Source organism: Streptomyces sp. Je 1-369 (genome assembly GCF_026810505.1).
Lineage (GTDB): Bacteria > Actinomycetota > Actinomycetes > Streptomycetales > Streptomycetaceae > Streptomyces.
Genome location: NZ_CP101750.1, coordinates 4561601 through 4574585 on the forward strand (window position 1 = coordinate 4561601; position 12985 = coordinate 4574585).

The following is a 12985-nucleotide window of genomic DNA, read 5'->3' on the forward strand; positions in this document are numbered from 1 at the left end:
CGCCACCGAGCCCCGTCGAACCAAGCCGGTCCCGGGACCCTCACCCGGCCCTGCGGAGGATGGCCGCGGCGGATATCCGGAAACCGATCTTCGGCCGGACGGTAGCCTTGTGGGGGTCTGCTCTCTCCCCTATTCGCGAAGACTGGATGAACGACGATGCATCGGTACAGGTCCCACACCTGCGGCGAGCTCCGCGCCTCTGACGTCGGCACCGACGTCCGGCTGAGCGGCTGGCTGCACAATCGCCGAGACCTGGGCGGCATTCTCTTCATCGATCTCCGCGATCACTACGGCATCACGCAGCTGGTGGCCCGCCCCGGCACCAAGGCCGCCGAGGTCCTGGACAAGCTGTCCAAGGAGACCGTCGTCCGCGTCGACGGCAAGGTCGTCTCGCGCGGCACGGACAACGTGAACCCGGAGCTGCCCACCGGCGAGGTCGAGATCGAGGCGAGCGAGGTCGAGGTGCTCGGCGCCGCGGGCCCCCTCCCCTTCACGATCAACGCCGAGGACGGCGTGAACGAGGAGCGCCGCCTGGAGTACCGCTTCCTGGACCTGCGCCGCGAGCGCATGCACCGCAACATCATGCTGCGCAGCGCCGTGATCGCCTCGATCCGCTCGAAGATGGTCGCCCTCGGCTTCAACGAGATGGCGACGCCGATCCTCACCGCGACCTCCCCCGAGGGCGCCCGTGACTTCGTCGTCCCGTCCCGCCTGAACCCCGGCAAGTTCTACGCGCTCCCGCAGGCCCCGCAGCAGTTCAAGCAGCTGCTGATGATCTCGGGCTTCGACCGCTACTTCCAGATCGCGCCGTGCTTCCGCGACGAGGACGCCCGCGCGGACCGCTCGCCCGGCGAGTTCTACCAGCTCGACGTCGAGATGAGCTTCGTGGAGCAGGAAGACGTCTTCCAGCCCATCGAGAAGCTGATGACGGAGCTCTTCACGGAGTTCGGCGGCGGCCGTGAGGTGACGTCTCCCTTCCCGCGCATCCCGTTCCGCGAGTCGATGCTGAAGTACGGCAACGACAAGCCGGACCTGCGCGCCAAGCTCGAACTGACCGACATCACGGACATCTTCGAGGGCTCCGAGTTCAAGGCGTTCGCGGGCAAGCACGTGCGCGCGCTGCCGGTGCCGGACACGGCGTCGCAGTCCCGCAAGTTCTTCGACGGCCTGGGTGACTACGCGGTCGAGCAGGGCGCGAAGGGCCTGGCCTGGGTGCGGGTCGCCGAGGACGGTTCGCTGACGGGCCCGATCGCCAAGTTCCTCACGGAGGCGAACGTCGAGGAGCTGACCAAGCGCCTCTCGCTGGCCCCGGGGCACGCCGTCTTCTTCGGCGCGGGCGAGTTCGACGAGGTCTCGAAGATCATGAGCGCGGTCCGCGTCGAGGCCGCGAAGCGTGCGGGCCACTTCGAGGAGGGCGTGTTCCGCTTCTGCTGGATCGTCGACTTCCCGATGTACGAGAAGGACGAGGACACCGGCAAGGTCGACTTCTCCCACAACCCCTTCTCGATGCCGCAGGGCGGCATGAAGGACCTGGAGGAGAAGGACCCGCTCGACATCCTCGCCTGGCAGTACGACATCGTCTGCAACGGCATCGAGCTCTCCTCCGGCGCGATCCGGAACCACGAGCCCGAGGTCATGCTGAAGGCGTTCGAGATCGCGGGCTATGACGCGGAGACCGTCGAGCACGAGTTCGCGGGCATGCTGCGCGCGTTCCGCCTCGGTGCGCCGCCGCACGGTGGCATCGCGCCCGGCGTCGACCGCATCGTGATGCTCCTCGCCGACGAGCCGAACATCCGCGAGACGATCTCGTTCCCGCTGAACGGCAACGCGCAGGACCTGATGATGGGGGCGCCGACCGAGCTGGACGAGTCGCGTCTGCGGGAGCTGAACATCTCCCTGCGGAAGCCCGCGGCGCAGTAGCGGTCTTCCCTGCGACGGGGTGACGTCGCATTGAAGGCCCCGGAACCGTTGGTTCCGGGGCCTTTTGTATTCGTTTTCGGCTGTGGGGCCGTCAGGTCAAACCGCCGGGGTCGGGGAAGAGTTCGCTTCCGCCTCGGCCCATTCCGTCACGAGCCGTTCGTATACGAGGCGTTCGTCCGGTCGGAGGCGTCCGCCCGCGCGCAACCACAGCGCACGGATTTCCTCATTGACCTCGTCGGCGGTGCGTCGCCGGTCGGGGGAGGGAGTCGTGGCCATGTCGTGAAGCTTACGTACACAGGTGTGAAGGCGGCGTCAATTCAAGCCTCCCCTGCGCATGACTTAGCTCACCGTGATGCGTATCTCCCGTTTCGAGTGGGCAGTCGAACCGAGCGTGGTTCAAGGGGCAGTCGAGGCCAGCCGCGCCTGGAGCCCGTCGAGCACGCGCTGAAGCCCGTAGTCGAAAGTCTCCTCGCGCACCTGCTCAGGGTCGTCCGTACGCGAGTCCGACCCTCCGTCGCCCCCCAGCCTCTCCGCGAACTCCCGTTCCGTCACGCCGCTTCGGGCGATCAGTGAAAGGTACGCGGCCTCGCTGGTCGCCATGCCGATCACGTAGGAGATGACGGTGCTGAGGGCCAGTTCGGTTTCGGCCTCGGGGAATCCCGCCGTCCGGTAGACCGCGGCCATCCGCTCCGACATCTTCGTCACGTTCGGGCCGAGGTGGACGAGGCCGACCTGGCCGAGCACCGAGGCGACCCAAGGGTGGCTCAGAATCATCGTTCGCAGGCTGCGGGCGCTGCCCGAGGCCGCGTCCCGCCACTCGGCGGGGCCGGTCGCGGCGGGCACCGAGAGCTCTCCGTAGACCTCGTCGACCACCAGCTCGATCAGCTCGTCCTTGTTGGCCACGTGCCGGTAGAGCGAGGTCGCGCCCGCGTCGAGCCGGGTGCCGAGCTTGCGCATGCTGAGCGCTTCGAGCCCGTCGGCGTCGAGGAGCCGCACCGCCTCCGCCACGATCTGCTCCCGGCTCAGCTGCTCGCGCTGCCGGCGCGGACGGGTCCAGACGGAGGCGATCTCGGGCTTCTGCTCGGCGGACATGGGGGCTCCTGGGGTGAGGGCTGCTGTCGGCTCCCACGGTAGCGCACGGCGTACGCGCATTGCGTACAGCCGACGCTCATGCGTACAGTGTTCGCAACGAAGGAACGCTGTACGCAACGCTCAACGCGACACCACGTGGAGGACGCCATGTCGAAGAACCGGTTCGAACTCGCCCGCTGGCAGGCCAGGTTCGACGAGCTGCGCGCCGCCCATCACGTGCCGGGCGCCGCGCTCGCCGTCCTCGTCGACGGCGAGATCCACGAACTGGCGAGCGGCGTGCTGCACCGCGGGACCGGAGTGGAGGTGACCACGGACTCGGTGTTCCAGTCCGGTTCGATCGCCAAGGTCTACACGGCGACGCTGATCATGCGTCTGGCCGAAGCCGGTGAACTGGATCTGGACGCACCCGTGAAGGAGGTGCTCCCCGAGTTCGAAGCCGCCGACCCCGAAGCGACCCACTCCATCACCACGCGCCAACTCCTCTCCCACACGAGCGGGTTGACGTGCGACTTCACCTACGACGCGGGCCGCGGCGACGACTGCCTCGCCCGGTACGTCGAGGCTGCCAAGGGAGTAGCGATGGACTGCCGTCCCGGCACCGCCGTCTCCTACAGCAGCCTCGGCTACAACGTCCTCGGCCGGATCATCGAGGTGCTGACGGGCCAGACCTGGGACCAGGCCCTCAAGGACCGCCTCTTCACCCCCCTCGGCCTGGAGCGTTCCATGACGCTGCCCGAGGAGGCGCTGTCGTACCGCGTCGCGATGAGCCACCTCGGGGAGCCGGGCCGCTACCCGGACCCGGCCCCCGCCTGGGACCTGATGCCGCGCTCGGCGGGCCCGTACGGCAGGGTCCTGGTCTCCGCCGGTGACGTCGCCCGCCTGGCCCGCCTGCACCTCGACGGCGGCACGGCCCCCGACGGCACGCCGCTGCTCACGGCCGCGACCGTCGAGGAGATGCAGCGCCGCGTCGCCGACGTGCCGGACAAGTGGACGGTCAGCGCCGACGGTTGGGGCCTCGGCTGGACCCTCTACGACTGGGACGGCATCGCGGGCTACGGCCACGACGGCGCCTCCATCGGCCAGTACGGCTACCTGCGCGTGGTCCCCCGGGCGGGCGTCGTCGTGGCGCTCCTCACCAACGGCGGCGGCGCGCGGGAGCTGTACGCCGCGCTCTTCCGCGAGTTGCTCGGCGAGCTGGCGGGCGTGCGGATGCCGGACGCGTTCGAACCGCCCGCGCAGGCGCCGGAGGTGGACTTCTCCCGGTACTTCGGTACGTACAAGCGGGCGGGTGTCGTCATCACCGTCACCGAGCGCGACGGCGCGCCCCACCTGGTCTACGAGTTCGTGGACGGCATGAAGGACTTCTCGCCGCCGCTGGAGGTGGACCTGTACGCCGTGACGGAGTCCGCCTTCGCCGGTACAGGCGCGGGGCCGTCCTTCAGCGAGGGCTACATGCCCGTGGTGTTCTCGACGCTGAGCGACGGCACGGAGAGCTGCTGCATCGGGATGCGGGTGGCGCCGAAGGTGGCGTGACCCGATCGACGTGCTTCTCAGGCGGCGGGGTTGCGCATGAGCTCCACGGCGCGCGAGAAGCTGTCCGCGCCGTGGCCCGCCTCCACCACTCTCCGGAAGACGTCGTGCACCGCCCGCGGGAACGCCGTGTCCACCCCAGCGTCGGACGCGGTGTGGACGACGTGCTCCATGCTGGCCAGGCCCATCGCGGTGCGGTCGACGTCGCCCGCGTGATTGCCCGCGTCGATGCGGGACGCGTAGAAGTCGACGAAGTGGCCCATGCCGGCGAAGTTCTCCGTGACGTACGGCGCGATCTCCTGGGCGGTCAGGCCGTGCGCGCCCGCGATGGCGGCGGCCTGCCAGAAGGCGATCATCGCGGGCCAGAAGACCGCCATGTTCAGCTGGTACATGAGCGCGGCCAGCCCCTGGTCCTCACCCCGGTAGTCGGTTGTTCCGGTGATGACTTCGAGGGCGGCGCGATGGGTGTCGTACGCCTCGCGCGGGCCGCTGTAGAACGTCGAGGTGTCCGGGGTGCCGATGAGCGGCGGCGGGCAGAGGACGCCGCCGGTGAGATGCGTCCCGCCGAGCCCGGTCACCCAACGGGCCCCCGCCCGCGCTTTCTCCGGCGTGTCCGAGCTGAGGTTCACGAGAGTGCGGCCCGCGACGGCGGACTTGGCGGGCTCCAGGATCGCGTACATCGCGTCGAAGTCGGTGAGGCTGAGAACGACCAGCTCATTGGCGAGCAGGGCCTTCTCGACGCTGCCGGCGAGGTGCGCGCCGCGCTCGACGAGGGCGTCGGCGCGGGAGGGGGTGCGGTTCCAGAGGGTGACGTCGTAGCCGCGGTCGAGATAGGCGGCGGCCATGGCCTGGCCCATGGGGCCGAGGCCTATGACGGTGACGGACGGGGTGGACGGGCCGGGCTGCGTGGGCTGCGTGGCGGAAGGCATGCGGAACTCCGGGGACCGGTCGAACGGTGCTGCTAGAACGATCGCTCTATCCAGCGGGACGGGAGGAACGTAGCACGTCTCTAGAACGAACGCTCTACTTAATGACGGGTAGGCTGGGGGGCATGGTCCAGAACAGCTCAGCCCTCGGCACCCGCGACCGGATCGTCGTCGTCGCCGCACGCCTCATCCAGCGGCAGGGCTACGTGGGAACGGGCATCAAACAGATCGCCAGGGAGGCGGAGGCCACGCTCGGCTCCGTCTACCACTTCTTCCCCGGCGGGAAGGAGGCGGTGGCGGTCGCCGCGATCAAGCACAGCGAGGAGGAGTTCGCGGCGGTGCTGAGGGACGCGCTGTCGCGGGAGGCGGACCCGGGGGTGGCGGTGGAGGGCTGCGCGGTCCAACTCGCCGTCCTGCTGCGGGAGTCGGGGTGGACCGACGGCTGCCCGGTGACGGCGGCTGCCTTGGAGACGCTGGGGACGGAGTCGGAGATCCAGCAGGTGTGCGCGTACGCGCTGCGCGGCTGGGAGCGGATCGTGGAGGAGCGGCTCCTCGACGCCGGGTTCGCCGCGGACGACGCCCGCGAGGTGTCCACGACGGTGATCAGCGCGCTGGAGGGCGCCGAAGTGACGTCCCAGGTCAGCCGGAGCGAGGAGCCCTTGCGGGCGGCGGGGCGGCAGTTGAGGCGGCTTGTGGAGTCGTACGGGCGCTAGGGCCTGTGTCGGAAGTCCCGCCTGCCCCGCGACGCCCGGCACGCGCCCTCGCGGCGTTGTCGGGACACCCCGATACAACCAGTATCGGGGCGACCCTCCGCCTTGCGATCGCACATACCGGACGCCGCGGGGCCCGCCCTCCGGGCGGACGACGGGACTTCCGACACAGGCCCTGAGCCGTTGGCTCGGCCGTTCGCCACGCGGTCGGGCGGGGCCGGACGTCGGGTGCCGTGAGGACGTCGAGGGTGGTGGGGTCGGCGTTGAGGAGGGCCGGGAGGGCCGTGATCCAGTGGCTGTGGTGGGTGGCCAGGGCGGCGGCCTTCTTCGCTTCAGCGGGCGGGAGGGCCAGGGCGAGGGCCAGGCACGCCCTGGCCGTGGTGGCCGGAGAGGGGGAGGACTGGGCCCAGCGGTGAGCTCCCACGGGGTGGGGGAGCCGGTGGTGACGGTCTCGATGTGCTGTCCGCCCGAGGCGGAGCTCTCCACATTGGCGGTGCTGCCGCTCCCTTGGTCTTCCACTCCGACGGGAACGCTCAACGGCGGGCCCGGCGGGAGACTTTGGGGGGTCGGGGCCGCGTCTCCTTCCACGTCTCCTCCCGTGTTTCTTTACGTGTCCCTTTCCGTTCGCGTACGCGATCATGATGACCTAGGCTGTGCGGCGTACCGCGGGGTGTGCAGAAGCCCCGCAGTTAGTGAACGGGGTTATGCAGTGCGGAAGTTGACTTCTCTGCTGGGTGTCGTGGCGATGACGGGGGCCGCGTTTGCGGCCGGAACGGCGACGGCCAGTGCGGTCACGTCGGATGCCGCTCCCACGAGCGTGGCGAGCAAGGCGTGCGGCAAGGGGAACCCGATCAAGGCGAAGGAGAGCGTCAAGATCCGCAAGACGCGGAAGCTCAACTCGACGGCCGTGGTCCTGTACCCGAAGGGCGCCAAGGCCAAGTGGGCCGCGTGCGAGGTGAAGTACGGGCAGACCTACTCGATGTGCGGCTGGCACAACGACAACCGGTGGTCGTACATCAACTACCAGGGGACCAAGGGCTGGATTCCCACCGCCTGCGAGAAGTTCATCGTCTGAGCTGACGCACGCATGAGGGGCCCGGAACCGCCGTCACGGTTCCGGGCCCCTCACATTCGCGTTGCGTCGCCGTAAGCGTCACGCCTCGCCGTGCTCCGGCGCGTCGGCGAAGAGATCGTCGGCGTGGGCGGCCGTGAGGGAGCGGGTGAGCCAGTGGTCGAGGGTGTGCAGGTCGGTGCAGGCGCTGATCCGGAAGCGGGCGTTATTCGGGATCGGGACCTGGCGCTGCTCCAGGAAGATCAGAAGGGCCTCGGCCTTTCCCTCAGCCTTTCCCTTGGCCTCGCCTTCGAGGTACTTCTCCTCGGCGAGGGTTCCCTGTCCGGGGTAGTAGATGTCCGCAGCCATCTTGATCAAGTCCCTCCAAGCAGTCCTGGCCGGGATTTCTCCCAGACCTGCGTCAACCAGTTGCCAGTAGCGGTCGAACGTCTCCCTGTCCCCGGTCGACCCCAGGGCAGTGACCAGTGTCTCCAGTACGGCCTTGCCGCCGGGACTGCGCCCGTGCGTCACGGCGGAGAAGGCGGCAAAGGCCAAGTCCTGCGCGGCCTCGTCGGGGTCGGTGATCATCGGCACGTTGTCGGGGCCGACGACCATGGGCTGCACGCTGAGGGCGGTCCAGTCGCTCAGGCCCATCCGGAAGGGACCCTTGGCCCAGTCGGATGTGGTCTTGTCCTGGCACACGACGAGCAGCAGCGCCGGGATGCTGTACTTCGAGTGCAGGTAGGACAGGTAGTACCCCCAGCTCGCGGCCTTGTCCGGATCCCGGCGCCGCTGGTCCTCGATGGCCAGGAGGAAACCGTCACCATCTGGCTCATTGATACGGAGCAGGGTGTCGATCCGGCGTTCAAGGAGACGGGTCTCGGTGACGTCCGGTGTGATCACCTCGACGGACGGTCTCTCGGGAAGTGGTACGCCCAGGATGCGGAATACCGGTCTCAGTAGCTCCGGTTGCTCCTGGAAGATCCGGTGCGAGGCCTCGTGTTGTGATGTGACCATACGCGGAACCTAGGTGGATCAAGGCGCGGGTGTCCCGGTCGGCAGGGTGGGATCACCCTTTCGAGTACGGAGGAAACGTTCCCCTCAAGGACGACTTCTGCCAGTCGGGGGCGCTCATCGTTCGCCCTCTTTGATGGCTCGCAGGAGTTGAGCCAAGGCGGCCGGGCTTGTGCGCAGCTCCTCGGCGGGGGCGTCGCTTTCGCGGAGGAGGATACGGTTGTTGGCGCTCGCCAGTTCGACGCAAGCGTTGCCGTCGCCGCCTCCCGAGAAGGTGGACTTCTGCCAATGCACGGAGGTGGTCATGGCGGGCCTCACAGTTCCTTCGCCAACTTGTGGATGAAATCCCGTGACCGCTCGGGGGCGAGCGCCAGCTCCTCCACCCTACGGAAAAGTGTTCGGAAGCGGTCGAGTTGGGCTTGGGAGTCGAGGAAGCCGGTGCCGTGGGGAGCGTCCCGTACGACGGTGTCCAGCCGGGGAACGGGGCCGCCTGCGTACACCATCGCACTGCTCGACCCGGCGAACCCGTCCAGATCGAACGGGATGACCCGAACGGTCACACTCGTGCTGTCAGACAGTTCGAGCACGTGCGTGAGCTGAGCCCGTGCGGCTGAACGGTTCCCGACCCGGAACCGGAGCGCCGACTCGTGGATCACGGTGTCGTACGGGAGAGGGTGTGACCCCTCGATGATCGTGCGACGCCTCATGCGGTGGCTCACGCGTGGTTCGAGTTCGCTTTGGGGGAGTTCAGGGACCCGGAACGAGAAGAGCGCGCGGGCGTAGTCCTCCGTCTGAAGGAGCCCCGGGATCTGGAGGAACTCGACATCACGCCGGAACGTGGCGTGGTGTTCGAGTTCGGAGATGTCCAGGAACGCCGTGGGCAACGACCCCCGATACTCCTCCCACCACCCGCGCGAGCGTTCCGTCGCCATCGACGCCAGCGCGTTGATCAGTTCCTCGTCCCGGCAGGCGCAATGCGCAGCCAGCCTTCGCAGCCGGTCCTCGCTGATGCCGGAGCTGCCCGCCTCGATCTGGCTCATGTGTGCGGAACTGGAGCCGAGTAGTCCCGCGAGTTCCTTGGCCGACATGCCTGCGGCTTCGCGCAGACGGCGCAGTTCCGTGCCCAGGCGTACCTGGCGAGCGGTGGGATCGTTCCGCATCGTCATCCGGCGCGGTCTCCTCAACGGCCGTGGCGTCGGGTGTGGTTGGGCCACCCCATTCGGGTGTCAGATTACGCGACCGGCTTGCAGGGGTATTAATTTCTACCCTACCGTCAGTGACGCGTCGCACACGCTGCGAGAACCGGGACTCCGAAAGCGCACCGCCCCGTCATGCCATGACGGAGTGACACTGCCACCGCCCACAATCCGCCGCGTCCGGTAACTCCCCCGCCCCGAACACAGGAGTTCTCGCATGCCCGGAAGCGAAAGCGAACCCTGGGAGTACACCCTGTACATCCCCCACGACCTCCGCGCCGTCACGCTCTGCCGACGGGCTCTGCGGCTGATGCTGACGCTGCACTGCCTGCCGCAACTCGTCGACATGGCGGAGCTTCTGGCCACGGAGCTCGTGTCCAACGCCGTACGGCACACCAAAGGCCCCGCCGCCCTCCGCGTCCGCTGCGCCGACGGGGTGCTGCGGATCGGCGCGTGGGACGCCGACCCGACGCCACCGGCTCCGCCGCCACGCGCCGCAGCCGCGGACGCCGAGCGGGGCCGGGGCCTCGACCTTGTGCGGGCCTGCGCGGACGGCTGGGGCTGGTACCCGGAGGCCGCGGAACCCGGCAAGCACGTCTGGTGCGAACTAAGTGCGGGGTAGCTCGTTGATCATGCCGAACAGAAAGGAGAACCGATGGTCAGCTCGTCACACGAAGCGATGCACCGGATCTTCCAGAAGGACACGGCTCTGCTGGTCCGATCCCTCCAGCGCCTGCTCCACGTTCCATTTCCGGAACCCGTGGACATCATGACCCTCGACGTGGACCTCACGGAGATCGAACCGGTCGAGCGCCGCTGCGACACTCTGTTACGGGTTGACACCGACGACGGCAACTATCTGTTCGTCATCGAGTCGCAGGGCAAGAAGGACGAGTCCAAGCGCGGCAGCTGGCCGTACTACCTCTCGTACCTCTACGAGAAGTACCACTGCGAGCCGGTTCTGATCGTCGTGACGCAGAGCGCGGCGACGGCTCGATGGGCTGCCAAGCCCATCCAGTTCGGACTGCCGGGCTGGTCCTCGCTCACCGTTCGTCCATTGGTCCTGGGGCCGGACAACGTGCCGGTGATCACGGACCGGCAGGAGGCCGAGAGGGATGTCCCCCTTGCGGTGTTCTCGGCGATTACACATGGAAGAGGAGCGGGTTCCGCCGCCATACTGGAGGCACTGGCCGCGGCTCTGAAGACGATCGACCGCGAAGCGGCGGGAATGTTCGCACAGCTCACCCGGTCCGGTCTGGTGGACCCCCGGGCGAAGGAGATCTGGGAGGAACTGATGACGGCGACCAAGTACTTCTTCGACCACCCGTTCGCGGTGAAGGAGCGGGAGGACGGCCGGGCCGAAGGCCGGGAGGAAGGCCGAGCTGAAGGTCGAGAAGAGGGCCGGGAAGAGGGCCGGGAGGAGGGCCGGGAGGAGGGCCGGGCCGAGGAACGTGCCGAGACGATCCTGAACATTCTCTCCTGGCGGGGCATCGACGTGCCTCCCGCCGTCCGTGCACGGGTCACCGCGTGCCCCGACCTGGAGCAGCTCAAGGCCTGGTCGGAACGGGCGGTCCACGCTGCCGACGCGGCCGAGCTGTTCAAGGGCGACGGCGCCTGATCCCGTACAGCAGAAAGTCCCGCCATCTTCCCCGTGTCCAGTGGGGCCGTGGCGGGACTTTTCCGCGAGACGTCACGTACCGCTACGTGGCCGGCTTTTCCTCCAGGCGCGGGAACAGCACCGCGCCCTTCGTGACCGTCGCGCCCGCGGGGAGCGTGCCCCACGTGGCGGCGGCGCTGACGTCCTGGTCGGCGAGTGCGCCCAGGAGGGGTTCCGCGCCGAGGGAGTCCCAGAGCTTCTGGGAGGTGTCCGGCATGATCGGGTTGAGGAGCACCGCCACCGCGCGGAGCGACTCGGCGGCCGTGTAGAGGATCGTCGCCAGGCGGGCCTTGCCCTCCGGGCTGTCGTCCTTGGCCACCTTCCACGGCTCCTGCTCCGTGATGTAGCCGTTGACCTGCTTCACGAAGTCGAAGATCGCCAGGATGCCGCCCTGGAAGTCCAGCTCCTCGCCGATCTTCCGGTCCGCCTCGGCGACCGCCTTCGTCAGGCCGTCCTGAACCGCCTGCTCGGCGTCACCGGACGCCGTCGCCTCGGGCAGCTCGCCGCCGAAGTACTTGCCGACCATCGCCGCGACACGGGACGCGAGGTTGCCGTAGTCGTTCGCCAGCTCGGACGTGTAGCGGGCCGTGAAGTCCTCCCACGAGAACGAGCCGTCGCTACCGAACGCGATCGCGCGCAGGAAGTACCAGCGGTACGCGTCCACGCCGAAGTGGGACGTGAGGTCCTGCGGCTTGATGCCCGTCAGGTTCGACTTCGACATCTTCTCGCCGCCGACCATCAGCCAGCCGTTCGCCGCGACCTTGCCGGGGACCGGGAGGCCTTGCGCCAGGAGCATCGCGGGCCAGATCACCGCGTGGAAGCGGAGGATGTCCTTGCCGACGAGGTGCACGTTCGCGGGGAAGGTCGAGGTGAACTTCTCCTCGTTCGCGCCGTAGCCCACGGCCGTCGCGTAGTTCAGGAGCGCGTCGATCCAGACGTAGATGACGTGCTTGTCGTCCCACGGGACCTTGACGCCCCAGTCGAACGTCGAGCGGGAGATGGAGAGGTCCTGGAGGCCTTGGCGGACGAAGTTCACTACCTCGTTGCGCGCCGACTCGGGCTGGATGAAGTCGGGGTTGGCTTCGTAGAGGGCGAGGAGCTTGTCGCCGTACTCGCTCAGCTTGAAGAAGTAGTTCTCCTCCTTGAGGAGCTCCACCGGCTTCTTGTGGATGGGGCAGAGCTTCTGCCCCTCGAAGTCGCCCTCGCCGTCGATGAGGTCACCGGGGAGCTTGTACTCCTCGCAGCCCACGCAGTACGGGCCTTCGTAGCCCCCCTTGTAGATCTCGCCCTTGTCGAAGAGATCCTGGACGAACTCCTGCACGCGGTCGGTGTGACGCTTCTCCGTGGTGCGGATGAAATCGTCGTTCGCGATGTTCAGGTGCTCCCAGAGGGGCTTCCAGGCCTCGGTGACGAGCTTGTCGCACCACTCCTGGGGGGTGACGTCGTTCGCCTCGGCCGTGCGCATGATCTTCTGACCGTGCTCGTCCGTGCCGGTGAGGTACCACACCTTCTCGCCGCGCTGACGGTGCCAGCGCGTGAGCACGTCCCCTGCAACGGTCGTGTAGGCGTGGCCCAGGTGAGGAGCGTCGTTTACGTAGTAGATGGGGGTCGAGACGTAGAACGCCTTCGCGTTCTCGCCCGCTCCCTGCTTCTCGGATCCAGTGGCCGCCATGGTCGAAATCCTAACGGCCTGACGAAGATCGACTCACATCGGTTTCGCGCGGTCTCAGGTGGTGGGCGGGTTGGGCGGGTGGGTAGGCAGGCAAGTAGGTAGGCAGGCAGGCGGGCAGGTGCAGCGAGGCGGGCCGCGGGGCGAGGGGCGCTCCGTGGCCCGCCTTCGGTGCGGGGGGTGGGTGACGGTCGATGTCAGGCGTCGTGTCAGGCGTCGG

At 68.2% G+C, this 12985-nt stretch carries 14 protein-coding genes; 7 read left to right on the forward strand and 7 right to left on the reverse strand.

Going from position 1 to position 12985, the window contains the following annotated elements; translation table 11 throughout:
* Positions 1–156 precede the first annotated feature (156 nt).
* Positions 157–1920 (forward strand): aspartate--tRNA ligase, encoded by a 1764-nt coding sequence (gene aspS, locus NOO62_RS20790; RefSeq protein ID WP_268772390.1) that lies wholly within the window; start codon positions 157–159, stop codon positions 1918–1920.
* Between the two features lie 96 nt (positions 1921–2016).
* Here the strand turns inward: aspS and NOO62_RS20795 are convergent, their stop codons facing one another.
* Both NOO62_RS20795 and NOO62_RS20800 read right to left on the reverse strand, forming a co-directional pair.
* The gene (locus tag NOO62_RS20795; RefSeq protein ID WP_268772391.1) at positions 2017–2196 is read right to left on the reverse strand and encodes a hypothetical protein; all 180 of its coding nucleotides are present in this window, start codon (positions 2194–2196) and stop codon (positions 2017–2019) included.
* 120 nt (positions 2197–2316) lie between these two features.
* The gene (locus NOO62_RS20800; RefSeq protein ID WP_268772392.1) at positions 2317–3012 is read right to left on the reverse strand and encodes a TetR/AcrR family transcriptional regulator; all 696 of its coding nucleotides are present in this window, start codon (positions 3010–3012) and stop codon (positions 2317–2319) included.
* A 147-nt stretch (positions 3013–3159) separates the two neighbouring features.
* Between NOO62_RS20800 and NOO62_RS20805 the strand changes: the two genes are divergently transcribed.
* A complete protein-coding gene (locus NOO62_RS20805; RefSeq protein WP_268772393.1) occupies positions 3160–4545 on the forward strand; it encodes a serine hydrolase domain-containing protein in 1386 nt (461 codons plus the stop codon).
* 17 nt (positions 4546–4562) lie between these two features.
* Here the strand turns inward: NOO62_RS20805 and NOO62_RS20810 are convergent, their stop codons facing one another.
* A complete protein-coding gene (locus tag NOO62_RS20810) occupies positions 4563–5471 on the reverse strand; it encodes an NAD(P)-dependent oxidoreductase (RefSeq protein ID WP_268772394.1) in 909 nt (302 codons plus the stop codon).
* Positions 5472–5593: 122 nt separating this feature from the next.
* On the opposite strand from NOO62_RS20810, the gene NOO62_RS20815 reads away from it, so the two are divergent.
* The 3 genes from NOO62_RS20815 to NOO62_RS20825 all read left to right on the forward strand — a co-directional run bounded on the left by NOO62_RS20815 (position 5594) and on the right by NOO62_RS20825 (position 7253).
* Positions 5594–6181, forward strand: a complete 588-nt coding sequence (locus NOO62_RS20815; protein ID WP_268772395.1) for a TetR/AcrR family transcriptional regulator — start codon at positions 5594–5596, stop codon at positions 6179–6181.
* Positions 6182–6462: 281 nt separating this feature from the next.
* Positions 6463–6594: a hypothetical protein gene (locus tag NOO62_RS20820; RefSeq protein ID WP_268772396.1), complete on the forward strand. Its 132-nt coding sequence runs from the start codon at positions 6463–6465 to the stop codon at positions 6592–6594.
* A gap of 302 nt (positions 6595–6896) precedes the next feature.
* Positions 6897–7253: a hypothetical protein gene (locus NOO62_RS20825; RefSeq protein ID WP_268772397.1), complete on the forward strand. Its 357-nt coding sequence runs from the start codon at positions 6897–6899 to the stop codon at positions 7251–7253.
* Positions 7254–7331: 78 nt separating this feature from the next.
* On the opposite strand, the gene NOO62_RS20830 is transcribed toward NOO62_RS20825, so the two are convergent.
* The 3 genes from NOO62_RS20830 to NOO62_RS20840 form a co-directional block, all read right to left on the reverse strand.
* Entirely contained in the window at positions 7332–8246 is a 915-nt protein-coding gene (locus tag NOO62_RS20830) for a hypothetical protein (RefSeq protein ID WP_268772398.1), read from the reverse strand.
* A gap of 114 nt (positions 8247–8360) precedes the next feature.
* Positions 8361–8549, reverse strand: a complete 189-nt coding sequence (locus NOO62_RS20835) for a DUF397 domain-containing protein (protein ID WP_268772399.1) — start codon at positions 8547–8549, stop codon at positions 8361–8363.
* An 8-nt stretch (positions 8550–8557) separates the two neighbouring features.
* A complete protein-coding gene (locus tag NOO62_RS20840) occupies positions 8558–9409 on the reverse strand; it encodes a helix-turn-helix domain-containing protein (protein ID WP_268772400.1) in 852 nt (283 codons plus the stop codon).
* A gap of 247 nt (positions 9410–9656) precedes the next feature.
* On the opposite strand from NOO62_RS20840, the gene NOO62_RS20845 reads away from it, so the two are divergent.
* On the forward strand, positions 9657–10061 hold the full coding sequence (locus NOO62_RS20845) for an ATP-binding protein (RefSeq protein ID WP_268772401.1): 405 nt from the start codon (positions 9657–9659) through the stop codon (positions 10059–10061).
* A gap of 33 nt (positions 10062–10094) precedes the next feature.
* Positions 10095–11057, forward strand: coding sequence for a hypothetical protein (locus NOO62_RS20850; protein WP_268772402.1), 963 nt, complete (start codon positions 10095–10097; stop codon positions 11055–11057).
* Between the two features lie 82 nt (positions 11058–11139).
* Here the strand turns inward: NOO62_RS20850 and metG are convergent, their stop codons facing one another.
* A complete protein-coding gene (gene metG, locus NOO62_RS20855) occupies positions 11140–12768 on the reverse strand; it encodes a methionine--tRNA ligase (RefSeq protein ID WP_268772403.1) in 1629 nt (542 codons plus the stop codon).
* Positions 12769–12985: the final 217 nt, after the last annotated feature.

Excerpts from the sequence above, each read along its gene's own strand:
- aspS (WP_268772390.1), top strand. The coding sequence starts at position 157 with ATGCATCGGTACAGGTCCCACACCTGCGGCGAGCTCCGCGCCTCTGAC.
- NOO62_RS20795 (WP_268772391.1), bottom strand. The coding sequence starts at position 2,196 with ATGGCCACGACTCCCTCCCCCGACCGGCGACGCACCGCCGACGAGGTC.
- NOO62_RS20800 (WP_268772392.1), bottom strand. The coding sequence starts at position 3,012 with ATGTCCGCCGAGCAGAAGCCCGAGATCGCCTCCGTCTGGACCCGTCCG.
- NOO62_RS20805 (WP_268772393.1), top strand. The coding sequence starts at position 3,160 with ATGTCGAAGAACCGGTTCGAACTCGCCCGCTGGCAGGCCAGGTTCGAC.
- NOO62_RS20810 (WP_268772394.1), bottom strand. The coding sequence starts at position 5,471 with ATGCCTTCCGCCACGCAGCCCACGCAGCCCGGCCCGTCCACCCCGTCC.
- NOO62_RS20815 (WP_268772395.1), top strand. The coding sequence starts at position 5,594 with ATGGTCCAGAACAGCTCAGCCCTCGGCACCCGCGACCGGATCGTCGTC.
- NOO62_RS20830 (WP_268772398.1), bottom strand. The coding sequence starts at position 8,246 with ATGGTCACATCACAACACGAGGCCTCGCACCGGATCTTCCAGGAGCAA.
- NOO62_RS20835 (WP_268772399.1), bottom strand. The coding sequence starts at position 8,549 with ATGACCACCTCCGTGCATTGGCAGAAGTCCACCTTCTCGGGAGGCGGC.
- NOO62_RS20840 (WP_268772400.1), bottom strand. The coding sequence starts at position 9,409 with ATGACGATGCGGAACGATCCCACCGCTCGCCAGGTACGCCTGGGCACG.
- NOO62_RS20845 (WP_268772401.1), top strand. The coding sequence starts at position 9,657 with ATGCCCGGAAGCGAAAGCGAACCCTGGGAGTACACCCTGTACATCCCC.
- NOO62_RS20850 (WP_268772402.1), top strand. The coding sequence starts at position 10,095 with ATGGTCAGCTCGTCACACGAAGCGATGCACCGGATCTTCCAGAAGGAC.
- metG (WP_268772403.1), bottom strand. The coding sequence starts at position 12,768 with ATGGCGGCCACTGGATCCGAGAAGCAGGGAGCGGGCGAGAACGCGAAG.